This window comes from Candidatus Tisiphia endosymbiont of Metellina segmentata (genome assembly GCF_964030715.1).
In the GTDB taxonomy this organism is placed as follows: domain Bacteria; phylum Pseudomonadota; class Alphaproteobacteria; order Rickettsiales; family Rickettsiaceae; genus Tisiphia.
The window spans coordinates 837,178-863,161 of the sequence record NZ_OZ034919.1 but is presented as its reverse complement, the minus strand read 5'-3'; the positions used below and the strand labels follow the sequence as shown (position 1 = coordinate 863,161).

Sequence of the window (25,984 nt, the reverse complement as noted above, 5' to 3'; positions counted from 1 at the left end):
TTAAACTACTCTTCTTTCATTAAGTATGTTATTAATTGCCTCACTTACACTCATTCCTTTACTCATTCTGTCTTCTATTGCTTGATAATCTCTAGCATTAGTTGAAGTTAGCAGCAGGGTAAATGGATCTATCATTAATCTACCAATCACTCCTGTAACATTAGGGCTATAAATGGCTGCTTCACTATAATAGGGGGGATTTGAATGAATAGATTGCAGTAAATTTATTTTCCAATCCTCATCAACAAAACCTGCAAGCTTAGGATTAGCACGCATTGCCTTAAAAGATTCAGGATTTTGTTTTAAAATGACTTTATGTGATGAATTCTCAAATGCTTTTTCAGCAGCTGAACCTTCTCCACGAAAATAATCGGTTAATTGTTGGGTAGCTAAGGTAATTGAACCATTATATTTCCTAGCTATTCTGCCTACTTCTTCAATAAATTCTCCTGAACGTTTGCCAGCTAGTAATTTCCATGCTTCATCAATCATAATTAAAAATGGGCGTTCTCTACCTCCTTTCACCATTGTTTGGTTAATATGAACAATCATTATCTGAACTATTACTACCAGTAATTCTGGACTACTACGTAAATGATCAGTTTCAATTACTACTATGTCGGAATTTAGTGACAGTTTAGCTTTGCCACTGAAAAACTTACCATATTGACCGTCTTTAGTGAATGGAAACAACATATTACCTAGTTCATGAGCATATGATTCTTCTCGTAGCAACAGCCAGTCAGCAATGTCACTGATTTCTGAGCTACTACCCTTTGCTTGCCACACCGCAATTAAGGCTTTTTGTAACATTGGTTGTTGCAAATCATTAGTTCCATATTGAGGTGCTGCCATGGTTGCTAAAACTGATGGAAAACTTGCTAGAAAATCTGCCCGTGCTTCAATGGATTTTTCACTTTCATCTTCTGGCACTTGTGAAAATGGATTGATAGAAATAGGAGTTTTTGTATCAAATTCTATGTAATTACCTGCTAGAATTAAACATGTTCTTTTAAATGATCTACCATAATCAAGAACAAATACTTTACCCCCAACTCCTAAAATTGATAACATTAACTCTTGCATAAATACTGATTTACCTGAACCTGGCACTCCTGCTATACATAGGTTAAAATTTTCATTTGGTGCACTGTTATTTAATCCTGTTGATGACACTAGAGCTGAGCCAAAAGGCGACCAATACATAATCTGACCTCGTCTGCCAGTCAGTAACATACCAGGAGAGGTTAAATCACCTTTCCATTCACCAACTATCGGTAATAACACTTTACTCTCTGATGAAATAGTTTTTTTACCTCGACCAAGAGAGCTTAAGGCTACCCCCAATCCTCCTATTCTTGAACCAAATATCTTGTTAAACCTATTAGTTACAGAGTATGGTATTTCCTCCACTAATTGCATCGGCATTGATGCTAGCACTACTGCTAAATGATCATATTTACAAGGAACAAAATACCAACCACTACGTCGAAGCTGAGAGCAAAACTGAGATGCCGATTGTTTAGCTTTTTCCTTTTTATCCCACATAATGACATTTAAATGAATATTTACTACTCGATCACCACTTTGTAAGTACGATACTGCACTGCCTAAATCTTCAGCTTCATATTGAATATCAGGAAAAAACTTATGCATACCAGCTGCAATATTTCTTTCTAATGCTTCTCTTTTAGTAATCGCAGCTGTTCTAGCTATCGTTTGCTTAGGTAAGATTTGTAAACCAAAATGAATTAAAAAATTTGATTTTATATATTCACCCCGTCTCATTTCATTACCTAAAAATAAGTCCATAGATGATAATCTCCACTCTGTTGGTCTTTTACTGGCTTCTAAGCTAATGAATATTTGATTATCATTGAGGCTTATATAATCTTGCTCTTCAAATAAAGAAAAATTGCTTGGTAAAATTTGCTCAGCTAATATCTCATACCAATTGCAATAATTAACGCAGTGGTGTAAAATGGGTTTTTAACTGATAAAGGTACTCAAATGGCTAGGTTAATATTACCGCAAGGTTTTCATGGTCATGATTTTATAAAAATGATGAAACATGAGCCGCATGGTCGAAATCGTATACGTTTATTGGCGATGTATTACCTTCAATTAGGCAAATCTTTTAAAGCCATATCTGAAATAGTGAAGTCACACTGGAAAACTGTGCAATCATGGCTCAGAAGATTTAGGAATCATGGTTTTGAAGGATTATTTGAATCACAAAGAAGCGGTGCCCCTAGGAAGATTAACACTATACAAGAGTCTGCTCTTTTTGATAAAATCAATACGCTCAGTGAAAGTAAAACTGGTGGGTATATAACTGGAAAGGAGCTACATATCATGTTACTTGAGGAATATGGTGCTAAATGTACTTTAAAAACAGTCTACAATACTATGCACCGCCTTGGTTTTAGCTGGATTACTTCTCGTTCAATGCATCCAAAGTCAAATCAAGAGACTCAAAATACATATAAAAAAACTTCCCAGACATGCTAACAGAATTATTACCAAAAAATATCGATAGATGTAAAGTTGATATATGGTCTCAGGATGAAACTCGAGTTGGGCAACAAGGTAGCTTAACTCGTATATGGGCTAAGCGTGGCACTAGACCCCGTAAAGTTCGGCAACAGCAATTCATTTCAACATATATTTATGGAGCTGCTTGCCATGATACAGGAGAAGCTTTTGCATTAATTTTACCATATGCAAACACACAGGCAATGAATAAATTCTTAGAAGACCTTTCTCGCAGTATTCAAGGCAACCGACATATAGCTTTACTAACGGATAATGCAGGTTGGCACACAGCCAAAAGACTAACTGTGCCAAGCAATATCACTTTGATACCGCTTCCGCCGTATGCACCGGAACTTAATGCAATGGAACAAGTTTGGGAATGGATCAAAAATCATTTCTTGTCTAACCAATGTTATGGTGTATATGAAGATATCGTCACTATGGCTTGTTACGCTTGGAATCAATTTGCTCATAATGTAGATTTAGTAAAATCAATTATGTATAGAGACTGGATAAATACACCGTGTTAATTATTACAATTGGTATCATAAGGATTCAATGCTGCTTGCTCTTCTGCAGATACACCAAATATTATCCGAATAGACTCTAGTAACATTTTTGCATCAACATTTTCAGTTATTAAACCAATTGACTTAAAAGTATCTTGTAAACATTCTTTTCTTTTTACCATTTCATTAATATCAATATTTAGACTTATGGTAGGGATAGTAACTGAGATTAATAACACTATGTCTTTTACAGTTCCTTCCTCTTTGGCTTTTTTCTGTAAAAACCCTGTTCTCTTTTTAGCTAGCTCAATAAAAATTTCCCCTTTTCTATGTAATTGCCAATTAGTTAAAAAATGCTCAATATGATCAGAACCTATCATTAATACTTGTAAACTACTACCTGCTGGAAGATTTTCATCATTCTTCAAAAACTCAGCAATTTCTCCTTGGGCTTGTACACTCGTACCAACCAGTGGCCAGCCCATTAATACAAACCCTACTGAACCACGATTGAAAAATAATTGACTATCCTCATCATACGATTCATAGACAAAATGTTTTGCTAATCTTTCTCTATCAAAATCCTTATGGATATTTGCTTGCATTATTATTCTCTATTGCCTTAATTATGGTTTTTTGTTACATCTAATCTGATCATTATTATTTGGTTCAAACATCCCTTGATCCCGCATCATATTTATTTCATAGAGAGATTTACACTTTAACCCTTCAGGCACAGGACAGTCAAAATCATTTCTATAGGGCATTAATTTACAACCACAAAAACCAATAGTTACTATTACTAATAGTATAATTCTAATTAACTGGTTAGTAATATTACCCATTAGAAACCATCTTGTTGCTGTGATGGTTGTTCTAACTGCTCTTGCCAGTTATCTGCATCATCATCTTCATTGTTAATAAAACGTTCTGTTAATTTAGCATTTGCTTTAGAAAAAGTTGTAATTTTATTAGAACTATTATTAGTATGATAATTTGTACTATTTTGAGAATAATCATTAGTAGTTGGTGGTAGTAATCTATTGACATTTTGACTTGAATCATTTTCTTGCAAGTCAAAGCCTTTTCTAAACACAACATCAACTACTCTACCAGATGCTACCACAATTACTGGACTCATTGATTCAGCACGTTTAATAGCAAAATCAGCTAACTTCTCTAAAGCATTACCAGTTCCTGCATAGATACCGCCTTTTAGTACATCTTTGGCTTTTAAAGCATTCTGCTGACCGGTAATTGGTGATATTGGAAAAACTCCATTTGTTGCCTGGTTCTGGAAAAATTGAGCTATACCACCAAGTACACCATTTAGTATTGCCATTCTTGCTACGTCAGATGATCTATCTACTACTACCCCTTTAATGCCAGGTCTGCCATCTTCTCCTATTATCCAGCCTTCTACTTTTTTCTCAATTATATCTCCTTTATTATTTAGTAAAGATACTGTCTCTAAACGACATTTAGCTCGTTCCGATGAAATATCTCCACTGCAAGAACCAATTAAAATTGCTTCTTTGATTTGCTTAGTTCTATATCCCTTAGAAAAAATAGCTGTATCGACTAACCTTAACATTATTGGTTCAGGTGCTGCAGCATTATTAGTACCAGTACCTACTACTACACCAGTTAGTAGCAAACTCCTAGCAAAACTGCCAGTGGTGATATAATCCTTAACATCTTTTGTTACTTGACATCCAGCTCTTTTAACATATCCAAACTGCCTTTTTGCTGGTAAATCTGATATTATTTGTTCATGTTGCTCTTTTGTTAAATCTTGTACTTGCTGATGATTATTAAAACTATTACCATCATACAATATACCCTCCTCATTAGGCTTACTTTCTAGTAATTCCAATTTTTGCTGAACATCATCAATTTTACTTGTAGTTTCCAAATATTTATTTTCTATTAAACTTTCTAAACGATTCTTCATATCTTTTACTTCGTTTAATACTTCTTCCGTCCATCTAGCTCTTGGATCTATTGCCTTCTCTATTCCAGATATCTCACTCCGTGATTTACGCTCTTTTTCAAGGCTTGCTAGATTCTCTACTTTACTTTCAGAAAAACAATAAAATATTAAGATGATTATTATTCCTATACAGGACAACGAAATTACAGGTTTTTTCCTTATGATATCTATAAATTCTGATAATCTTTTATTAAACTCAGATGGTAACTTACTACCAGTTATTTTATCTTCTGACTTTCCTGGCTTATCATTTAACTGTTCATTCTCTTTACTCATAGCTAATTCTATTTCAAGATTTTACTAACTTGCTTCATACCAACTTATTTTACTTAACTATAATAGTTAAGTAATCTTCATACCACTAGAGACCCAGTCTAAGTAAAAGCCAAGAATAATACCAATAGCAACAATAGCTCCAGCAAGTCTAAGATTCCCTCTTACTACTGCCCAAATAGATGATAATACCAATTGCAATAATTAACACGGTGTATTTATCCAGTCTCTATACATAATTGATTTTACTAAATCTACATTATGAGCAAATTGATTCCAAGCGTAACAAGCCATAGTGACGATATCTTCATATACACCATAACATTGGTTAGACAAGAAATGATTTTTGATCCATTCCCAAACTTGTTCCATTGCATTAAGTTCCGGTGCATAGGGCGGAAGCGGTATCAAAGTGATATTGCTTGGCACAGTTAGTTTTTTGGCTGTGTGCCAACCTGCATTATCCGTTAGTAAAGCTATATGTCGGTTGCCTTGAATACTGCGAGAAAGGTCTTCTAAGAATTTATTCATTGCCTGTGTATTTGCATATGGTAAAATTAATGCAAAAGCTTCTCCTGTATCATGGCAAGCAGCTCCATAAATATATGTTGAAATGAATTGCTGTTGCCGAACTTTACGGGGTCTAGTGCCACGCTTAGCCCATATACGAGTTAAGCTACCTTGTTGCCCAACTCGAGTTTCATCCTGAGACCATATATCAACTTTACATCTATCGATATTTTTTGATAATAATTCTGTTAGCATGTCTGGGAAGTTTTTTTATATGTATTTTGAGTCTCTTGATTTGACTTTGGATGCATTGAACGAGAAGTAATCCAGCTAAAACCAAGGCGGTGCATAGTATTGTAGACTGTTTTTAAAGTACATTTAGCACCATATTCCTCAAGTAACATGATATGTAGCTCCTTTCCAGTTATATACCCACCAGTTTTACTTTCACTGAGCGTATTGATTTTATCAAAAAGAGCAGACTCTTGTATAGTGTTAATCTTCCTAGGGGCACCGCTTCTTTGTGATTCAAATAATCCTTCAAAACCATGATTCCTAAATCTTCTGAGCCATGATTGCACAGTTTTCCAGTGTGACTTCACTATTTCAGATATGGCTTTAAAAGATTTGCCTAATTGAAGGTAATACATCGCCAATAAACGTATACGATTTCGACCATGCGGCTCATGTTTCATCATTTTTATAAAATCATGACCATGAAAACCTTGCGGTAATATTAACCTAGCCATTTGAGTACCTTTATCAGTTAAAAACCCATTTTACACCACTGCGTTAATTATTGCAATTGGTATTATAAGGATACAAGACACGTGCTTAATGATAATTTATCCGTAGGAGAGAAAATAATAGTACAAGATATACAAACTGTACCGTTAAAAGTGGTAAAAGATCAGGTAGACTTAGAGCATAAGTTTAATGATACGACTGATTCTACGATAATAAGAGTTGGAGAGAAAATAGGTGATAATACAGGTCTTGGAGATAAGGCTATTAAGGCTAAAAATATATATTTACCTAAATAATAAGTGCTACAAATTTTTTGAATTTTAATTTTTATTAAAGTGAAAGTGATGAACAAGATAATAACTGACATACTGAAATTTTTTGAAAAAGAAATAAACCTCCAAAAACTTATAGCTGATTTTTCTAATTATCGTAGGGAAAATGTTCAATATAATTTAAGTGCAAACAGGATGTCTAAACATATAAGAACCTCACAAAATACTTATAATCATCAGGATAATTTCATAAATTTTGGTGATAATAATACATCTTCTGTAGATCAGAGTATTTTTGATAATGGAGGATATTCTCCAGACTATTTTATTGATGTTAGATATAGCCACATGCCTCAAAATATTCATCATTCCAACAGTGTGATGAATTCTTGTGATAATAGCATACATTCTTCTAGTTCTTTTGGTAGCAACTCAATTTTTACCGATTACACAACAGATACGATCTATAGTCAGATGCCAAGTAATATTAGTAATATAAATAATAACAACTGAATGGGGATGAAGTAATTTTGCTAATGGATATACAAATTTTGTTAATTTTTCAGAAACTTGTTAAAAAATTGTATGATTTCGCTTAGTGCTACTTAAAAAATAAATATACTAAAAATATAGTAATAGGAAAAATAAATGAACCAAATAATAACGAATGACCATAATTTTTTGATAGAGGATATAAAACTTCTGATAACTCAAGCCAAGAACCGAGTAGCAAGAGTAGCAAACTCTGAGATGACTATGGTATATTGGCACATAGGTAAAAGAATTAAGGAAGAAATCTTAAAAGATCAAAGAGCAGAGTATGGTCACTCGATCGTACAAACACTAGCACAACATCTCTCAGCTGAGTATGGGAAAGGGTTTACTTACACTGGAATAACTAGGATGATTAAGTTTTATGATTCTTTTGAAAATCATCAAATTGTTGCGACAGTGTCGCAACAATTGAGCTGGAGTCATATAATAGGGTTATTGCCATTGAAAGAACAAAACCAAAGAGAATTTTACGCATATATGTGTATTCAAGATGGTTGGAGTGTACGGCAACTTCGCACTAACATCCATAGAATGATTTATGAAAGAAGCGAGTTATCCAAGAAATCTGAAAAACATAGTGGGCAAATCTTGTCATTATTAAAATCAAATAATGAATTAGTTCCAGAGTTAGTGTTAAAAGACCCATACATATTAGAATTTTTAAATTTGCCGGATGCCCCTTATGAAAGTGATCTAGAAAGTGCTATTTTGCAGCAAATTGAACAATTTATTTTAGAGCTTGGTACAGGGTTTTCATTTGTTGCACGTCAGAAACGAATGACCATAGATAATGAGCATTTTTACTTAGATTTACTTATGTATAACCGAAAACTCAAAAGGTTAGTGGCTATTGAACTCAAAACTGGCAAATTTAAGGCAGAATATAAAGGGCAAATGGAGCTTTATATAAATTGGCTTAAGAAGTATGAGACCTTCGAAGGAGAAAACCCACCAATTGGTATTATTCTTTGCACTGAAAAATCACATGCTCAAATTGAGCTTTTGGATGTATCAGCAAGTGGCATACATGTAGCAGAATATTGGACTGAATTGCCACCTATTAAGGTCTTTGAGAAAAAAATTCAGGAAATAGTCCTACAAGCAAAAAATCGATATGACCAAAAAGCAGTAGAAATAAAAAAGCATTAGTAAATATGAATATGAATGTTATTAATCAAGAGGAAATTTAAGTACATGCAGCAATTCGATGAAGGACATGCAGACTTGGAAATTGTGCAGCATTTTGCTGCACAATTTTCACAATAACCCTATGCAAATACAGAATCAGGGTAGTTTTACTCGTGGATCTCAACTCTATGCCCATAAATTCCGTATGTTTGGGCAAGGTACTAAGAATTCACTCATAGCTGGCTTAGTGTGTGCTATCGGTTGGTTGTTATGGCGTATGTATCAACATTTAAGCCTTGTCAGTGTGTATTATTTGGTGATTGAGCGTTATGTGCAACTAAAGTTAGCAATTGGCAGGCATTTTTATCCTCTATCTAAAATAGGCATTGAGTTTTATCATTTTGAAAAGAAAGATTTTGTCTATAGTTCGGCTAAGGAATACATTTATCATTTTTGGCATGTTATGCCGTATGGTTCTAGCATTACTAGTTTTTGGCATTGGTGTATTTACTCGGCTTTATTAGAGCTTTCTGCGGTATTTATCATAGGAGTATTGGTTACCACAATATTCTTTATTCAAAGAGGAAAACAGATAATTGGTGTTGCAAAAATAAGGGGTGGTGATTTAGTAGAGACAAAAGTTCTAGCTCGCATATTACGTAAGGTAAAGATGGCTTCCAACATAGTTATCTCAGGTCTACCTTTAGTCAAGGATAGTGAAACTCAGCACATATTACTAACTGGTACTACTGGCAGTGGTAAAACTAATACCAATTGCAATAATTAACGCAGTGGTGTAAAATGGGTTTTTAACTGATAAAGGTACTCAAATGGCTAGGTTAATATTACCGCAAGGTTTTCATGGTCATGATTTTATAAAAATGATGAAACATGAGCCGCATGGTCGAAATCGTATACGTTTATTGGCGATGTATTACCTTCAATTAGGCAAATCTTTTAAAGCCATATCTGAAATAGTGAAGTCACACTGGAAAACTGTGCAATCATGGCTCAGAAGATTTAGGAATCATGGTTTTGAAGGATTATTTGAATCACAAAGAAGCGGTGCCCCTAGGAAGATTAACACTATACAAGAGTCTGCTCTTTTTGATAAAATCAATACGCTCAGTGAAAGTAAAACTGGTGGGTATATAACTGGAAAGGAGCTACATATCATGTTACTTGAGGAATATGGTGCTAAATGTACTTTAAAAACAGTCTACAATACTATGCACCGCCTTGGTTTTAGCTGGATTACTTCTCGTTCAATGCATCCAAAGTCAAATCAAGAGACTCAAAATACATATAAAAAAACTTCCCAGACATGCTAACAGAATTATTACCAAAAAATATCGATAGATGTAAAGTTGATATATGGTCTCAGGATGAAACTCGAGTTGGGCAACAAGGTAGCTTAACTCGTATATGGGCTAAGCGTGGCACTAGACCCCGTAAAGTTCGGCAACAGCAATTCATTTCAACATATATTTATGGAGCTGCTTGCCATGATACAGGAGAAGCTTTTGCATTAATTTTACCATATGCAAATACACAGGCAATGAATAAATTCTTAGAAGACCTTTCTCGCAGTATTCAAGGCAACCGACATATAGCTTTACTAACGGATAATGCAGGTTGGCACACAGCCAAAAAACTAACTGTGCCAAGCAATATCACTTTGATACCGCTTCCGCCCTATGCACCGGAACTTAATGCAATGGAACAAGTTTGGGAATGGATCAAAAATCATTTCTTGTCTAACCAATGTTATGGTGTATATGAAGATATCGTCACTATGGCTTGTTACGCTTGGAATCAATTTGCTCATAATGTAGATTTAGTAAAATCAATTATGTATAGAGACTGGATAAATACACCGTGTTAATTATTGCAATTGGTATGATATAACTCAAGCGGGAAATCTTACTCAAGATGTTCAGAATACGACTGTGATAGCCGATAAAGGATACGATAGTAGTGCATTTGTAGAAAGTTTAGAAAATAAGGGGGGTGAGATTGTTATACCACCAAAATCTAACCGTAAAGTACAACGTGAATATGATAAACATACTTATAAGGAACGATATTTAATTGAGTGCTTATTTGGTAAAATCAAACATTTTAGGCGTATATTTTCTAGATTTGATAAGGCTTCAGCCACTTTCTTAGCTTTTCTAAAATTGGGTCTGTCAGATTTTTTGTGTAAGTATGATTTCTCCATTTGCCCAATTTTGTAAATTAGTATCACAAAGGATTGCAAATTGATTTAAAGCCATCGCCCAATTCTTAATAGGCATTGTCCATTTTTTAGAGGCATTTGTCAACGCCAAAAAGATTATTTTCTGAATTGATTTGTCATCTGGAAACACTCCTTTATTTTTAATAATTTTACGAATTTGACGGTTAGTGGATTCAATAGCATTAGTAGTGTAAATCGCTTTTCTAATGTCTTCCGGAAAGCTAAAAAATGGAGCTATGCCAGACCAATTTCGTTGCCATATGTCAAAAATAACTGGATATTTTTCATCCCATTTTTTGGCAAAATTTTGTAATTCTCTTAATCCCTCTGCTTCATTTATTGCAGAATAAACTGCCTTTAAATCAGCTGTTACCGATTTTAAATCTTTATATGATACGTATTTTACAGAGTTTCTTATCATATGAACAATACACAACTGCACTATCGTTTTTGGAAAAATGCTATTTATCGCCTCTGGAAAACCCTTAAGACCATCAACACATGCAACATATATTTGTTCAACTCCTCGATTCTTCAGTTCTGTTACTACCTGCATCCAAAATTTAGCACCTTCATTCTTGCCTATCCAAATTCCTAATAGCTCTTTCTTGCCCTCCATATTCACTCCAATAGCTAGATAAACTGCTTTATTTATTATTACATGATTATCTCTTGCCTTAACATGAATACAATCTAAGTACATTATAGGATATACACTATCAAGTGCTCTATTCTGCCATGCAGTAACTTCCTCTAAAATGCCATCAGTTACCTTTGATATTAACTCAATGATAGGTAAGCCACTAGTTTGACTAGTGAGACCATCAAGGCTTGGCCTTTAGATTTAGTATAAAATAAAAAGTTATCATATATAACTTCTTTGGCTTGACGGTCAAAGGAGAAAATATATGACAACATACGAAAGTTTAAATCATTCTAAATGGGATTGCAAATATCATATTGTGTTTATTCCAAAGTGTCGTAAAAAAGAATTGTACGGGAAGGTTAGAAAATATCTTGGGAACGTATTCCATGAGTTAGCTTTTCAACGTGGGAGAAAGATCATAGAGGGGCATATGGTACAAGATCATGTGCATATGCTCATCAAGATTCCTCCTAAATATTCTGTAGCTGAAGTAATAGGCTATATCAAGGGGAAAAGTGCTATAGCCGTTGCTAGGCAGTTTGGTGGACGAAAACGTAATTTTAATGGAGAAAAGTTGTGGGCTAGAGGTTATGCGGTCTCAACTGTAGGATTTGAAGAGAATCAGATCAAACACTACATTAAGAATCAAGAGCAACTTGATAGTTTAGGCTCTGACGAATCAGGAGAATTTTAATTAACAATGGCAGCCCTTTGGGCTGCTCATAACCGTCAAGCCCCTCGCTTTGCGAGGGCGTTCTGACTCAGATGATACTTTGGTGGCATATAGTTCTTCTAAGTGCCCTTGTATTTCTCGAATAGTCATTCCCCTAGCATATAAAGATATTACTTTATCATCAAATCCTTCAAATCTCCGTACTCCTTTTGGAATTAGTTGAGGTTCAAATTCTCCTTCCCGATCCCTTGGTACTTCTACTACCAATTTACGACCCTCAGGATCTATTAGAGTCTTTTCATAATTGCCATTACGTCTATTATCTGACTCCTTGGTATTCTTAGAATGCTTCTCATAACCTATATGAGATTCCATTTCTTTTTCTAAAATCTTATTTACTATCTGCTTTTTAATTTCCTGAAATATTCCTTCTTTGCCAAATATCTCAGATGGATCACTTTGTGATAGTATTTCTGATACTACTTTTTCTATAGTCGGATTTGATACTTTACTCTTATTCTTCATATTAGCCTCATGTAAGTTGTTTTAATTAATTTTATTCTTAACTATTTTTATAACTTACACAAACTTTCTGACACCCTCGAATTAGGGGATAAAAATTATAGTAGCAATGAATTGTCATCAATTGTTGGTATAGCTCCATATGCTCGTGATAGTGGTAATAAGCAAGGACGAAGATTTATTCGAGGAGGCAGGAAAATACCTAGAGATGCTTTATACATGGCAGTATTAGCTGGTAAGAATGGTTTCCAATATTTAAAAATTTTATATGATAGGCTTGTTAATAATTTTAAACCTAAGAAAGTTGCGATAGTTGCTTGTATGCGTAAGTTACTTGAAGTGTGCCATAAACTTATTCAACAAAAACGTGTTTTTGTTATTAAATAATATTTATCTATTTTTATAAAATTTAGATAAAAGATAATTGCTCTTACAGAATTCGTTTATGCTGAGGAATTTAAAGGCAACTTGAAACCTCGACCCGCAGAGTATGAGTATACTCAAATGTACGTGAGGAGCAGAATACCGGTAGCACGTACAAATTACCAATAGAAGTGGTATTATGCAAGAGAGGTCTATTTAAGAAACATTACTATGCTGGTGTACCTGAGCATTCATTATTAATCCAAAACCAATAAGCATTGATACCATCATTGTACCACCGTAAGATATAAAAGGTAAAGGCACACCTACCACTGGTAATAATCCCATTACCATAGCTATATTTATAAATACATGACTAAATAGGATTGATGTTATGCCTATTACCATCAGTTTACTAAATATAGCTCTACAATTCACAGCAATCATTAATGAAATTATTATAATTGCAGAATAAAGAATTAACAGAAACAAACTACCAACAAAACCAAATTCTTCAGCAAAAGTAGCAAAGATAAAATCGGTCTGATGCTCTGGTAAAAAATCTAGATGGCTTTGGCTACCTTTAGCTAGCCCCTTGCCCCACAACCCACCAGAACCAATAGCGATTTTTGATTGAATAATGTTATATCCAGCTCCAAGAGGATCTTTTTCAGGATCAAAAAAAACCATGATTCGTTTTCTTTGGTAATCATGCATCACTTGCCATATAACTGGTATGCAAGTAAGGACTATAATACCAATTATCACAAAATTTCTCACTCTAAAACCAGCAGCAAAAAAAATAATACTAGCAATAATGATATTAATCACTCCAGTACCTAGATCCGGTTCTTTTATTATCAGTATAACTGGTACTATCACACCTATTATAGGCAATAATATCCTGTAAAATCTAGCACAGTTCTCAATTTTTAGTTGATGAAAATACCTAGATAACATTAACACTAATGCTAGTTTTGTTGGTTCAGAAGGCTGCACACGGATAACTCCTAAATCTATCCAACGCTTTGCTCCCATAGAAATAGATCCAAAAAGCTCAACACTAACTAATAAGATAATAATAGCAATGTAAAATATATATGAAAACTTGAATATATATTTTATATCAATGGTTGCGATAATAATCACAACTGGTAAAAACAGGAGAAAATGCATCATCTGCTTATACGCCCAAGGGTGAATATTACTATCTGAAGCGGAATATAGTACAACAAAACCAATGCTACAAATCACACTAATAAGAATAATTAAAGTAATTGGTAGTTTTTTTAGTTTTTCAAAATAATTTCTTTGAATTGACATTCTAGGTAGATATCCATAAAAATTAGCTGTAAAATGACATTATTGATTACGATTAAAAAACATGAAATTATTATTACATAACACACTTACTCACAAGAAAGAAGTTTTCGTACCGCTAGATAGTAATTTAATAAAAATGTATGTTTGCGGTCCAACTGTCTACGATCATCCCCATATTGGTAACGCTAGGTCCGTAGTAGTATACGATATTTTATACCGCTCACTAAGCAAAATATTTGGTCAAAATCATATAAAATATGTGCGTAATATTACCGATGTTGATGATAAGATAATAAATAGAGCCAAAGAACTCAAAATAACGATTTCTGACTTAACAGTTAGAATCACCGAAGAATTTCATGCTAATATGCAATATCTAGGTTGCAAAACGCCAAATATCGAGCCAAAAGCCACCATGCATATTGATGACATGATTGTGATTATTCAAAAATTACTTGATCTAAATCATGCTTACATTGCAGATAACCATGTTTATTTTGATATTTCTACTGCCCCAAATTATACAAAATTATCAAATCGTAATCTTGATGAAATGCTAGAGGGAGTGCGTATTGAAAATAATCCATCAAAAAAGCAACCATATGATTTTGTATTATGGAAACCAGCCAGTAAAGATGAAGAAATATTGGCAAATTTTGATAGTCCTTGGGGAAGAGGTAGACCAGGCTGGCATATAGAATGTTCAGCGATGAGCTATAAATATCTCGGAGAAAATTTTGACATTCATGGTGGAGGGGCAGACTTAATTTTTCCTCATCATACTAATGAGATAGCACAAAGTACATGTGCTTTCCCGAACTCTCATTTTGCTAAATATTGGGTGCATAATGGATTTCTGACCTGCAATGGTGAGAAAATGAGTAAATCGCTCAATAATTTTATTACGGTAAAAGACTTAATAGACCAAAAAATCCCTGGTAGCGTAGTTAGATTACTGTTACTGAGTAGCCACTACCGTAAACCATTAGATTACAACAATAAAGCTCTAGAAGATGCTACAAAAACAATGAATTATTGGTATAGAGCGATAGAGAATTTGGACATTAACAAACTTAACGTGCAGAACATTCCAGAAGAATTTTTATCTCACTTATTCAATGATATGAATACACCTCTAGCCATTAGAATAATAAACGATTATGCTAAACTGCTCTTTACAAGTAACAAAGAAGATGATAAGTACTTATATGCCTCTTACTTACTTTCATGCAGCAATTTTATAGGTCTAATGACCCAACCAGCGAGTAAGTGGTTTTACTGTGAAATAAATGATGAACCAATTCTCCAACATATTGAGCAACGTAGGCAAGCCAAATTACAAAAAAATTGGTTATTAGCCGACCAAATTCGTCAAAATTTATCAAAAGATGGTATAATTCTAGAAGACAAACTAGATGGATCAACTAGTTGGAGAAAAGTTTAATTAAGAATATTACGTTCAACATAACCCTTGCAAATATGTTGATCAAATATATAATAAGCTTTGCTTATTAATATTAAAGCAAAATTCACACGTAAGAGCCTAGTTGTTAGTCCAATTTCTTTGGTATCAACTCTTGCGGAGGAGTACCTATAATATGTAGGTACATAACTAACATTTTAAGGAGATTTAATAATGTCTAAACTAAAAGCTGTTAATGTCAGAGATTTACTTGATGCTGGGGTGCATTTTGGTCATAAAACCTCACGTTGGAATCCAAAAATGGCATCTTACATTTATGGTGTAAGAGATGATATTCACGTAATTGACTTACAACAAACTGCTGCTCTAATGCAGGTAGCTTTGGGTGTAATTTATGAAACTGTCAAGAAAAACGGTAAAATATTATTTGTCAGTACTAAAGTTCAAGCCAGTGATATAGTAGCTGAGTATGCAGAGAAATGTGGGCAATATTACGTTAACCACAGATGGCTTGGTGGTATGTTAACTAATTGGGAGACAATTTCTGGCTCAATAAAAAAGCTAGATAATCTTGAGAAAATTTTGGGGAATGAAGAGGAATATTCCGGTTATACTAAGAAAGAAATACTGGAAATGACCCGTAAAAAGGATAAATTACTTAAATCCTTAGGGGGTATTAGACATATTGGGACAAGACCCAATTTGCTTGTGGTAATTGATACTAATAAGGAGCATTTAGCAATCCAAGAAGCAGTAAAGTTAGGTATTCCAATAATTGCTATTGTTGACACTAATTCCAATCCAGATAATATAGACCACCCTGTTCCCGGTAATGATGATGCAATAAGATCTATAAGACTCTATTGCACCTTGTTTGCTGATGCCGTACTTGCCGGTATAGAAGAGGCTCTAGCTGCATCTGGTGTTGATTTAGGAAGCATAGCTACTCATGAAGAAAAAGGTACAAATATAAAAGGTGTTACTAAGTTAAAATCAACCAAGAAATTTTCTAAAACTCTAGATCTAAATAATCAAGAAGCACTAGAGTCAGAGTTTGAGACAGCTTTAGAGCTTGCAGAAGTTGCTGCAACAACAAAATAACTAGTACTTATGGGAGTATTAACTTAATTAAGTAGCCTCGATGTTATTCCTGTTAGGGTTGATGCTATCCCTGATTCCCCTTCGATGTCATTCCTACTTCAGTGCGGAATCTAAAGAAACAGACAGGAATGGTGCTTTAGACATTTTATATCCCAGTCTAGGCTGGGATGACATTGAAGGTGTAGGGATGCTAGGTCGCAGGAACACCAATTCTTGAAGTTATACTTGAGTATACTACTCCTCAATCCAATAAAAATAACTATAAACCTTAAATAAGGAGAGTAAAATGATAAATGCTGGACTTGTAAAACAATTAAGAGAGAAAACTGCTGCAGGAATGATGGACTGCAAGAAGGCCTTGCTTGAAGCAAAGGGAGATTTTGAAGCAGCTATTGATTGGTTAAGAAAAAAAGGATTATCAGCTGCAGCAAAAAAAGCAGATAGAATTGCTGCTGAAGGACTAACAGCAATAAGCATTAAAGATAATGTTGGGGCTATTATAGAAGTAAATTCGGAAACAGATTTTGTTGCAAGAAACGATAAGTTTCAGCAATTGGTTAGGAATATTGCTGAACTAGCTTTGAAACAAGATAATTTACCATCACTAAAATTAGCGAAAACATCAACAGGTAGATCCGTTGAAGAAGAAATATTAGACAATATTGCTACAATTGGTGAAAATTTAAATCTACGTCGTATTGATGTTTTACGGGTATCAGAAGGTGTAGTTGCATCTTATGTACATAATACTGTTGCTGATGGTCTAGGTAAGATTTCTGTCATTGTTGGTTTACAATCAACTACTAAAGATAAAGCTAAGCTTCTAGAATTAGGACAGAAAATTGCTACCCATATAGCGGCAAGTAATCCTTATAGTCTTGATGCATCAAGTTTGGATCAAACATTAATTGAACGTGAAAGAAATATATTTTTTGAACAGTCAAAAGCTTCCGGTAAACCGGACAATATCATTGAAAAAATGGTTGAAGGTAGAATACGTAAGTTCCTAGCAGAAGTTGTTCTGCTTGAACAAAACTTTTTATTTGATGATAAATTAACAGTTTCTGAAGTTATGGATAACGCTGCAAAAGAATTAGGAACTTCGATTAAAATTACACAATTTATAAGATATGAACTAGGTGCAGGCATAAAGCAAGAAGATAAAAATTTTGCGGACGAAGTTGCAGCTGTCATGCAAAGTTAGGAAAAACTGATTATATTTGAGAAAATAATGATTTGGTCAGCAAAAGACTTAACTAGTGCGTTGAATATTGAAGTACATCCTGATATTCAGGGGAGGCAGATTCAGTTTAATTCCAATTCCGTTACAAACGGCGATCTGTTCATTGCTCTGCAAGGTAATAATGATGGACATAATTATGCCTTACATGCTCTGCAGCGAGGGGCAAATGCAGTAATTATTAGTAAGGAAATAAAAGGATTATCTGATAATAAAGTAATTATGGTCTCTGATACCTTAACTGCTCTACACCACATGGCTGAGTATAAACGTAAAAAATCTAAAGCAAGGTTTATTGGTGTTACCGGTAGTATTGGTAAAACGGGTACTAAGGAAGCAATCAAAACTATATTAAGTTATTTTGGACCTACTTTTGCTAGCAGAGGAAATTTTAACAACCACCTTGGCGTGCCTATAAATCTTGCTTCGATGCCTGATGATATAGAATATGCTGTTTTTGAAATGGGTATGAATCATTCAGGAGAAATAAGAGAGCTGACAAAAATGGTACGACCTAACATATCAGTAATCACCACAATAGCGGAAGCCCATCTTGAATTTTTTGAATCTATGCTTAGTTTGGTTGATACCAAATGTGAAATTTTTGAAGGAATGCCAAAAAATGGCATAGCTGTTGTAAATTCAGACCATCAATATTATGACAGAATTTTACAGAATCTTAAACAATTATCGATTAATAATATATATAGTTTTGGTAAATCTGAAGGCACAGATTCTAGATTAACATCATATGAGCATATTGGACAAGAAGTACGTCTACATTATTCTATCTGTAACACTAAAATAGATACTAAAATTCCTTTTGTACCGGAACATTATGCTAGAAATTATACTGCCGCTCTTCAGGTAGCAGCAATACTGAACTTAGATATTAATGCTACAGCAACACAATTAAGCAAAATATCATTAACTGAAGGACGTGGTAAATTAGTCAACGCTAAATATAATGATCAGAACTATCAAATCATCTGTGATTATTATAATGCTAATCCAGCATCAGTAAAAGCTGCTTTATTATATCTAAAACAGCTTAGTGGACAGAAAAAAGTTGCTATACTAGGTGATATGCTAGAATTGGGAGAAAATTCCATAAAATTCCATAAAGACTTAATACCAGCAATTATTGACTCCGGTACTAAGAGGGTTTTTTTAGTAGGTAATCTTACCAAACATATATACGACTCTTTGCCAAATGACATAGAAAAAATGCATTTTGATAATGTTGATTTGTTGATAGAAAACTTAAATGAATTACTTAAAGGCGATGAATTACTCTTACTAAAAGGATCTAACAGTATCCAACTTAGTAAAATTATACAATCTTTTGAATTGCTACAATGATATACAACCTTCTTGCCCCCTATATACATAAATTACATATAGCAAATTTATTCCACTATGTTACTTTTCGTATTGGACTTGCCATATTATTTAGTTTGACCCTTTCTTTTTTAATAGGACCTAGATTAATTAGATTTTTACAAAATTTACAAAAATATGGTCAACCAATTCGTGACGACGGACCAGAAACGCACAAAGCAAAAGTAGGAACACCAACTATGGGGGGGATAATGATTCTCTTCACCGTTTGTCTTTCCACTCTATTATTCTCTGACCTTACTAATAAATATATATGGATAGTGTTATTTGTCTTTGTTGCTTTTGGTGTACTTGGTTTTATGGATGATTATGCTAAAGTAACAAAAAACCACCATAAAGGCGTTAGCGGAAAGAAGAAATTATTATTTCAGTTCACTATTTGTCTAATTGCCTGTTTACTATTAAGAGACTCCAATAGTCAGGGAAACAATCTGCTCACTATTCCATTTTTTAAAAATTTATTGATTGATTTAGGTTTGTTTTATATACCATTTAGCATGTTTGTGATAGTTGGTGCATCAAATGCGGTAAATCTAACAGATGGTCTTGATGGTCTTGCCATAGTACCTATTGCTATTACTGCAGGTTCTTTTACCTTAATTATTTACCTGGTCGGTAATAGTTTCTATGCAAATTATCTACAAATTATGTATATACCAAATATTTCTGAATTAACTATCTTTTGTGCTTCAATTGTTGGTGCTAGCCTAGGATTCTTATGGTTTAATGCCCAGCCAGCAGAAATTTTTATGGGAGATACTGGAAGCCTAAGTCTAGGTGGCGTTCTTGGTGTTATTAGCGTTATAACCAAACATGAAATTGTACTAGCAATTATTGGCGGATTATTTGTTATTGAAACTTTATCAGTAATTATTCAAGTATATTATTTTAAAGCTACTAATGGTAAAAGAATTTTCAAAATGGCCCCGCTGCACCATCATTTTGAGAAACATGGCTGGCCGGAATCAAAAGTTGTGATACGTTTTTGGATTATAGCCATAATATTTGCTCTAATTGGTTTATCCTCGCTAAAACTGCGGTAAAAAAGCTATAGTCAATTCAGGAAGATTGGGTAGCAGGAGCGATCGAAGACGGCACTACCTACTTCTTATCAATTGACTATATATATTATACCATTTCCGAAAACTAATTATCACGTCGTCGTACTTCATGATCTCCGCTCCGGTGCTTGACACTCGTACTCCGAGTAGCAATTTAGTTTTGGGAAATGGTATTATTATTGCTGATTATGACATGCACAATTATTGATTGTAATTTTAAATTATTTTACAGTCTACGATTAAATTATTGTTGATTATTTAATTATTTGCTATATAGTTGATTTAAGACAAAAAAATAGCTTTATGAAAACTACCTTACCTAGCCGATCACTAGTTATTAAAGAAAAACTAGACAATATTGTCTAAGAAATTCTAGACGTAGGCAAATCAAAAATAGCGATGATTATTTTATTTGGTTCTTATGCTAGAGGCGATTGGGTACAAGACATATATCAGCAAGAGCATATTACCTACAGCTATCAAAGTGATTTTGATCTTTTGTTGATTTTAAAGAAAGGCAAATATGCAGGTCATCAAGCTAGAGAATTACAATATACGATAGAAAAAAGGCTCGATAAAAAATTCCCAATTACTATAGATACCATGATAAAAAGGCAGTCAGTTACCCTGATATTTGAGGCTATTAAGCGGGTAAATAGCCAATTGGAAAAAGGTCAGTATTTCTTTTGTGATATCAAGAAAGAAGGAGTTCTTTTATATGATAGTGGTGAATTTATATTATCTGAAGCCAAAAAATTACCATGGTCGGAACGAAGACCACTAGCTAAGGAAGAATATGAATATTGGTTTGGAAGAGGTAAAGGATTTCTTATTGGCGTAAATGCTTATCTTGAAAATAATGAAAATGCTTTATCAGCCTTTTCACTTCATCAAGCTACCGAGAGCTTTTATAATGCTGTTCTGCTAGTTTCTACTGGTTATAAACCAAAGTTACATGATATACTGGAACTTAACAAGCAGGCTAGAATTTATCATTATGACCTCTACAAGATATTTCCACTTGAGACCCTTGAACAAGAAGAGTGCTTTAAGTTACTCCTAAATGCTTATGTTGGTGCAAGATATGCTAAACACTATAAAATTAGTAAAGAACAATTACTTTATCTTATCAACCGGGTAGAAGAATTAAAGACAGTTACTGAAAGAATCTGTTTAGAAAGAATTAATAATACAGAAGTAACGTAATTGTATATACTCACATGATTTGGAAAATTGGAAATGATACTTACAAGACCAAGAATGATAACATTCCCCACGGGGAATGCTATCTAGGTTTTTTACTAATCAGGAATAGGAGTTTATGGATAAGAATTTAAAACAAACTAGTTTTTTATTTGGTAGTAATGCTGTTTTTATAGAAGAGCTATATCAGCTATATTTATCAGATCATAAAGCAGTTGATGAAAGCTGGCAAAACTATTTCCAAAATATTGAGAATAATAATAGTTACCAAGTTAATAAAACCATTGCTCATGTTATTACTTCACCTCAAGAAAAACCTCTGCCGTATGTTACGGAATTTTCTGCTGCAACTAACAAGCTCAGAGCAAAAGCAATGATTGCCAGCTACCGTAATTATGGACATTATTTAGTCAAGCTAGATCCCTTGAATCTTGAAGTTCTTAAGACTAAAAATGAGTTGAGACTTAATATAGAAGATTTTGGTTTTACCACAGATCAGTTGAATAATATTATAGAAATTGATGATGAATTTTTTGGAATAAAAGCATGTTCACTTAAGGAATTAGTTAATTTACTTGATCAAACTTATACTAAAGATATTGCCGTAGAACTTGCTCATGTGACCAATGAAGATGAGAAAATTTGGTTTTTTGAGCAGATAGAAAATAACCAGAGTCTATTAGAATTAGAACAAGACAAGAAGAATATATTACAAGACTTAGTAGAAATTGAAGGATTTGAACAATATCTACATACCAAATTTCCTGGAGCAAAACGCTTCTCAGTGGAAGGTGGAGAGGCAAGTGTAGTGGCTATAGATAAAGCTATAGATATGTCTATTATCCATGGAATAGAAGATGTAGTAATAGGTATGGCTCACCGAGGAAGACTTAGCACACTAGCTAAGGTAATGACTAAACCTTATAAAGCTATTTTATCTGGATTTATAACAGGTAGTATATTGCCAACCGATTTAGGTGTTTCAGGTGATGTGAAGTATCATATTGGCTATTCATCAGATCAGATAAGAGAGGGGGTTAAGGTACATCTTTCTATGGCAGATAATCCATCGCATTTAGAAGCGGTGAATCCGGTAGTAGCTGGTAAAGTACGAGCAAAACAGGATAGCATCCAAGATACTAATCGTAAGAAAGTAATGGGTATTTTGGTTCATGGTGATAGTGCTTTTTGTGGTCAGGGTGTAGTAGCTGAGAGTTTATTTATGTCGGATCTAAAGCCTTATAATGTTGGCGGGATTATTCACTTTGTCATTAATAATCAGCTTGGATTTACAGCGAATAGTTATGACACTAGACCAGGTAGATATTCTACTGAATTTGCTAAGATAATTAATAGTCCAATACTACATGTAAATGGTGATGATATTGAATCAGTGATCAAGGCTACCAATATTGCAGTGAATTATCGGTATAAATTTGCTAGAGACATAGTAGTTGAGATCATTTGTTATCGTAAATATGGTCATAATGAAGGTGATGAACCTATGTATACTCAAGCTGTTATGTATAATGTAATAAAAAATAAGCAATCCCCGGCAACTATTTTTGCAAATAACCTAATAGCAGGCGGAATAATTGACCAAAATTATTTTCCTGCATTGAAAGAACAATTTAAACTGAAATTAGATCAAGAATATGAACAAGCCAAAAATTATCAACCGCAAGCTCAGTTTTTAGAAGGTTTATGGTCTAGTTATACTAGATCAAATGCTCAAATGCTCTCTACTGGTGTTAACAAAAATACCTTAAAAGAACTTGGTATAAAGCTTTGTCAGATACCAAAAGATTTTCCTTTAAATCCCAAACTTGCAAAATTATTTGAATTAAGAGAAAATACCTTAAAGCAAGATAGACCTATTGATTGGGCAACTGCAGAACAGTTAGCCTTTGCTAGTTTATTAAATTCAGGCACTAGAATACGTTTTACTGGTCAAGATTGTGGGCGTGGCACTTTCTCTCACCGTCATTCAGTGTTACATAGTCAGGTGGATGATAGAACTTATACACCATTAAATAATTTATCGCAAAACCAAGAAAATTTTGAAATTGCTGACAGTAATTTATCTGAATATGCAGTTTTAGGTTTTGAGTATGGTTATTCATTAGTTAATCCAAAAGATTTAGTAATTTGGGAAGCTCAATTTGGCGATTTTTCTAACGGAGCTCAAATAATTTTCGACCAATTCATTTCCAGTAGTGAAAGCAAATGGCTTAGGATGAGCGGTATAGTAGTACTACTACCACATGGACTTGAAGGACAAGGTCCAGAGCATAGCTCTGCAAGACTCGAGAGGTTCTTGCAGCTTGCTGCTGAAAATAATATGCAAGTTACATATCCTACGACGCCATCTTCATTTTTTCATTTATTACGTCGTCAAATATACAGTAATATTCGTAAACCACTAATAGTAATGTCACCAAAATCTTTATTAAGACATAAAATGGTTGTATCACCTCTCTCCCAGCTTGATAAGAATACGAGCTTTATACCTGTACTAGACGAAATTAATGATGCTATAAATGCCAAGGAAGTGAAACGAATTATATTATGTAGTGGTAAAGTCTACTATGATTTATTAGAAAAAAGAGAAGAAAAGAATATTTTAGATATTGTGATTATTAGACTTGAACAGTTATATCCGTTTGAAACGGATTTTATCGTTAAAATATTAGGTAAATATAATAAAGCTAAAGAGTTTATTTGGTGTCAAGAAGAACCCAAAAATATGGGGGCATGGAATTTTGTTAAAGATCACTTAAATGATATCCTAAAAAATGCATCAATTAATAATCAATTTGTATATGTTGGTAGGAATGAGTCTGCTTCACCAGCAGTTGGCTCACCGATCATACATAATGAGCAACAGAAAAAATTGCTTGAAGAAGCCTTGATAATTAAGGGATAGAGTTAAGTTAGAAACGTTAGCATAATTATTTAGTTATACAAATCTAATGCACCTAAAGCCAAGATTAAACCAACGTAATTATTATTTTTAAACCTAGTAAGACAATTTTGTGGGTCTGAGATTTCTAGTGTTACTACCTGCCAAGTTAGCATTATATAAGCACAGAGAATAACTATATAGTTAGGTCGATGGGTTGCTATAATGTTAGCAAGTATGAATAGTAATATGAAGATGGTATAGTAAACATATAAATGTAATTTATAATTTCTCTTTTCTAAAAAAAGTGGCATTGACTTGATCTTAATCTTCTTATCGTCCTTTATATCCATAAAACCATAAATAGTGTCATAACCAATAATCCAAAAACAGCAGGCAATATACATTATAATAGCTTCTAGTGATATTTTATCAATTACCGCACTATTACCAATTAAAACTCCATTAAATGTTAGTCCTAGAAATACTTGCGGGAAGTTTGTCATTCTTTTCATTAGCGGATATAAAACAATCATGATAAAGCTAAGAAACCCTAGGCAAATCGCTGTTTTATTTAATGATAATAAAATTATCAAGGAACAGACTGATAATATAGTTAGCAAAATCATCGCTTCATTTACATTTAATGATCCATTAGCTAGTGGTCTATCCTTTGTTCTTAAAACATGCTTATCAAAATCTTTATCAAAAATATCGTTAAGAATGCAACCAGCTCCCCTAGTAATGATACTTCCGATAAAAAATAATGATAATAATTTTACTAAATTATAAATTGCAATATTGGTAAGAAGTAGCCCAAAGCATGTTGAGAAAAATAGTAACAGATAGCCAGTAGGATTGTACAGCCTCATTAAACTAAGACTTAGGAAAAATTTATTTGGCATCACTATTAATTATAATATATCTTGGTTAAAAAAATGAGCAATACCACAAAAATAATGATAATAGCTATTAGTGGAACATAAAAATCTGCTATATTCACAAATATAACCGAATTTGGCATAACTCGTTATAGCTAACCCGATTAGTATTAGACTTGCTGCATAAATCAAAGATAGTTGAGGGATTTTTAGGAGAAACGAAGCCGAGCACCGCAGCGTACACAGACGTACGTGAGGAGCGGAGGCGAGTTTCGACGACAAAATCACCAACTAGATTGACTTATGCAGTAAGTCTATTATACCAAACTCACAAACGTCTATTAGCGAGAAGCCACTTTAGTGGCAACGAAGCAATCAATGATGAGATATGGGTTGCTTCGTCGACCTTTGGTCTCCTCGTAATGACGGCGTAATACTAAGTTAGCTATATATCGAATTCAGGTTAGTTAGCAACACTCCCTAT

The 25,984-nt window shown here is 33.7% G+C and carries 27 protein-coding genes and 2 pseudogenes; 18 read left to right on the top strand and 11 right to left on the bottom strand.

Annotated elements, in window-relative coordinates; genetic code table 11:
- Positions 1-1,812, bottom strand: a complete 1,812-nt coding sequence (locus AAHM80_RS04445) for an ATP-binding protein (protein WP_342259394.1) — start codon at positions 1,810-1,812, stop codon at positions 1-3.
- A 198-nt stretch (positions 1,813-2,010) separates the two neighbouring features.
- Between AAHM80_RS04445 and AAHM80_RS04440 the strand changes: the two genes are divergently transcribed.
- Together AAHM80_RS04440 and AAHM80_RS04435 are read left to right on the top strand one after the other, a co-directional pair.
- The gene (locus AAHM80_RS04440; RefSeq protein WP_342259385.1) at positions 2,011-2,511 is read left to right on the top strand and encodes a helix-turn-helix domain-containing protein; all 501 of its coding nucleotides are present in this window, start codon (positions 2,011-2,013) and stop codon (positions 2,509-2,511) included.
- Entirely contained in the window at positions 2,505-3,065 is a 561-nt protein-coding gene (locus AAHM80_RS04435; RefSeq protein WP_342259393.1) for an IS630 family transposase, read from the top strand. Before AAHM80_RS04440 ends, AAHM80_RS04435 begins: the two co-directional genes overlap by 7 nt.
- 14 nt (positions 3,066-3,079) lie before the next feature.
- Here the strand turns inward: AAHM80_RS04435 and AAHM80_RS04430 are convergent.
- From AAHM80_RS04430 to AAHM80_RS04405, 6 genes and pseudogenes are all read right to left on the bottom strand, one after another.
- Positions 3,080-3,649 (bottom strand): annotated as a pseudogene (locus AAHM80_RS04430) (TraC family protein); the annotation flags it as partial.
- Positions 3,650-3,670: 21 nt separating this feature from the next.
- Entirely contained in the window at positions 3,671-3,889 is a 219-nt protein-coding gene (locus AAHM80_RS04425) for a conjugal transfer protein TraV (RefSeq protein WP_342259392.1), read from the bottom strand.
- Positions 3,889-5,313 carry a TraB/VirB10 family protein gene (locus tag AAHM80_RS04420; protein WP_342259391.1) on the bottom strand — a complete coding sequence of 475 codons (1,425 nt, stop codon included), beginning with the start codon at positions 5,311-5,313 and terminating at the stop codon, positions 3,889-3,891. The genes AAHM80_RS04425 and AAHM80_RS04420 overlap by 1 nt, the downstream gene beginning before the upstream one ends.
- Positions 5,314-5,379: 66 nt before the next feature.
- Positions 5,380-5,511 (bottom strand): hypothetical protein, encoded by a 132-nt coding sequence (locus AAHM80_RS04415; RefSeq protein WP_342260486.1) that lies wholly within the window; start codon positions 5,509-5,511, stop codon positions 5,380-5,382.
- 3 nt (positions 5,512-5,514) lie between these two features.
- Positions 5,515-6,075, bottom strand: coding sequence for an IS630 family transposase (locus tag AAHM80_RS04410; RefSeq protein ID WP_342259390.1), 561 nt, complete (start codon positions 6,073-6,075; stop codon positions 5,515-5,517).
- A complete protein-coding gene (locus AAHM80_RS04405; RefSeq protein WP_342259385.1) occupies positions 6,069-6,569 on the bottom strand; it encodes a helix-turn-helix domain-containing protein in 501 nt (166 codons plus the stop codon). The genes AAHM80_RS04410 and AAHM80_RS04405 overlap by 7 nt, the downstream gene beginning before the upstream one ends.
- 81 nt (positions 6,570-6,650) lie before the next feature.
- Between AAHM80_RS04405 and AAHM80_RS04400 the strand changes: the two genes are divergently transcribed.
- From AAHM80_RS04400 to AAHM80_RS04370, 7 genes are all read left to right on the top strand, one after another.
- On the top strand, positions 6,651-6,863 hold the full coding sequence (locus tag AAHM80_RS04400; RefSeq protein WP_342259389.1) for a hypothetical protein: 213 nt from the start codon (positions 6,651-6,653) through the stop codon (positions 6,861-6,863).
- 48 nt (positions 6,864-6,911) lie between these two features.
- Positions 6,912-7,352 carry a hypothetical protein gene (locus tag AAHM80_RS04395; protein ID WP_342259388.1) on the top strand — a complete coding sequence of 147 codons (441 nt, stop codon included), beginning with the start codon at positions 6,912-6,914 and terminating at the stop codon, positions 7,350-7,352.
- 135 nt (positions 7,353-7,487) lie between these two features.
- Positions 7,488-8,543: a YhcG family protein gene (locus AAHM80_RS04390; protein WP_342259387.1), complete on the top strand. Its 1,056-nt coding sequence runs from the start codon at positions 7,488-7,490 to the stop codon at positions 8,541-8,543.
- A 121-nt stretch (positions 8,544-8,664) separates the two neighbouring features.
- The gene (locus AAHM80_RS04385) at positions 8,665-9,309 is read left to right on the top strand and encodes a type IV secretion system DNA-binding domain-containing protein (RefSeq protein WP_342259386.1); all 645 of its coding nucleotides are present in this window, start codon (positions 8,665-8,667) and stop codon (positions 9,307-9,309) included.
- A gap of 43 nt (positions 9,310-9,352) precedes the next feature.
- Positions 9,353-9,853 (top strand): helix-turn-helix domain-containing protein, encoded by a 501-nt coding sequence (locus AAHM80_RS04380; RefSeq protein WP_342259385.1) that lies wholly within the window; start codon positions 9,353-9,355, stop codon positions 9,851-9,853.
- Positions 9,847-10,407, top strand: coding sequence for an IS630 family transposase (locus AAHM80_RS04375; RefSeq protein ID WP_342259384.1), 561 nt, complete (start codon positions 9,847-9,849; stop codon positions 10,405-10,407). The genes AAHM80_RS04380 and AAHM80_RS04375 overlap by 7 nt, the downstream gene beginning before the upstream one ends.
- Positions 10,394-10,759, top strand: a complete 366-nt coding sequence (locus tag AAHM80_RS04370; RefSeq protein ID WP_342260423.1) for a transposase — start codon at positions 10,394-10,396, stop codon at positions 10,757-10,759. Before AAHM80_RS04375 ends, AAHM80_RS04370 begins: the two co-directional genes overlap by 14 nt.
- On the opposite strand, the pseudogene AAHM80_RS04365 reads toward AAHM80_RS04370, so the two are convergent.
- Positions 10,712-11,545, bottom strand: a pseudogene (locus tag AAHM80_RS04365) (IS256 family transposase); the annotation flags it as partial. The gene AAHM80_RS04370 and the pseudogene AAHM80_RS04365 sit on opposite strands and share 48 nt — an antisense overlap.
- A 124-nt stretch (positions 11,546-11,669) precedes the next feature.
- Here AAHM80_RS04365 and tnpA point away from each other — a divergent pair.
- The gene (tnpA, locus tag AAHM80_RS04360) at positions 11,670-12,101 is read left to right on the top strand and encodes an IS200/IS605 family transposase (protein WP_342259383.1); all 432 of its coding nucleotides are present in this window, start codon (positions 11,670-11,672) and stop codon (positions 12,099-12,101) included.
- Here the strand turns inward: tnpA and AAHM80_RS04355 are convergent, their stop codons facing one another.
- Complete coding sequence (locus AAHM80_RS04355) at positions 12,102-12,605, bottom strand: transposase (RefSeq protein WP_342259382.1); 504 nt, start codon at positions 12,603-12,605, stop codon at positions 12,102-12,104.
- A gap of 111 nt (positions 12,606-12,716) precedes the next feature.
- Here AAHM80_RS04355 and AAHM80_RS04350 point away from each other — a divergent pair, with 111 nt between their 5' ends.
- Positions 12,717-12,989, top strand: a complete 273-nt coding sequence (locus tag AAHM80_RS04350; RefSeq protein ID WP_342259381.1) for a transposase — start codon at positions 12,717-12,719, stop codon at positions 12,987-12,989.
- Positions 12,990-13,181: 192 nt separating this feature from the next.
- Here AAHM80_RS04350 and rodA read toward each other — a convergent pair whose 3' ends face one another.
- Positions 13,182-14,282: a rod shape-determining protein RodA gene (gene rodA / locus AAHM80_RS04345; protein ID WP_342260422.1), complete on the bottom strand. Its 1,101-nt coding sequence runs from the start codon at positions 14,280-14,282 to the stop codon at positions 13,182-13,184.
- Between the two features lie 67 nt (positions 14,283-14,349).
- Between rodA and cysS the strand changes: the two genes are divergently transcribed.
- The 7 genes from cysS to AAHM80_RS04310 all read left to right on the top strand — a co-directional run bounded on the left by cysS (position 14,350) and on the right by AAHM80_RS04310 (position 24,643).
- Complete coding sequence (cysS, locus tag AAHM80_RS04340) at positions 14,350-15,732, top strand: cysteine--tRNA ligase (protein WP_342259380.1); 1,383 nt, start codon at positions 14,350-14,352, stop codon at positions 15,730-15,732.
- A 192-nt stretch (positions 15,733-15,924) separates the two neighbouring features.
- Positions 15,925-16,812, top strand: a complete 888-nt coding sequence (gene rpsB / locus AAHM80_RS04335; RefSeq protein WP_342259379.1) for a 30S ribosomal protein S2 — start codon at positions 15,925-15,927, stop codon at positions 16,810-16,812.
- A 286-nt stretch (positions 16,813-17,098) separates the two neighbouring features.
- A complete protein-coding gene (tsf, locus tag AAHM80_RS04330; protein ID WP_342259378.1) occupies positions 17,099-18,016 on the top strand; it encodes a translation elongation factor Ts in 918 nt (305 codons plus the stop codon).
- Positions 18,017-18,043: 27 nt separating this feature from the next.
- Complete coding sequence (locus AAHM80_RS04325; protein WP_342259377.1) at positions 18,044-19,414, top strand: UDP-N-acetylmuramoyl-tripeptide--D-alanyl-D-alanine ligase; 1,371 nt, start codon at positions 18,044-18,046, stop codon at positions 19,412-19,414.
- Positions 19,411-20,496 (top strand): phospho-N-acetylmuramoyl-pentapeptide-transferase, encoded by a 1,086-nt coding sequence (gene mraY / locus AAHM80_RS04320; RefSeq protein ID WP_342259376.1) that lies wholly within the window; start codon positions 19,411-19,413, stop codon positions 20,494-20,496. The genes AAHM80_RS04325 and mraY overlap by 4 nt, the downstream gene beginning before the upstream one ends.
- A gap of 417 nt (positions 20,497-20,913) precedes the next feature.
- Positions 20,914-21,720, top strand: a complete 807-nt coding sequence (locus AAHM80_RS04315; protein ID WP_342259375.1) for a HEPN domain-containing protein — start codon at positions 20,914-20,916, stop codon at positions 21,718-21,720.
- A gap of 115 nt (positions 21,721-21,835) precedes the next feature.
- The gene (locus AAHM80_RS04310) at positions 21,836-24,643 is read left to right on the top strand and encodes a 2-oxoglutarate dehydrogenase E1 component (protein ID WP_342259374.1); all 2,808 of its coding nucleotides are present in this window, start codon (positions 21,836-21,838) and stop codon (positions 24,641-24,643) included.
- A 29-nt stretch (positions 24,644-24,672) separates the two neighbouring features.
- Here AAHM80_RS04310 and ubiA read toward each other — a convergent pair whose 3' ends face one another.
- Complete coding sequence (gene ubiA, locus AAHM80_RS04305; protein WP_342260421.1) at positions 24,673-25,530, bottom strand: 4-hydroxybenzoate octaprenyltransferase; 858 nt, start codon at positions 25,528-25,530, stop codon at positions 24,673-24,675.
- Between the last annotated feature and the right edge of the window lie 454 nt (positions 25,531-25,984).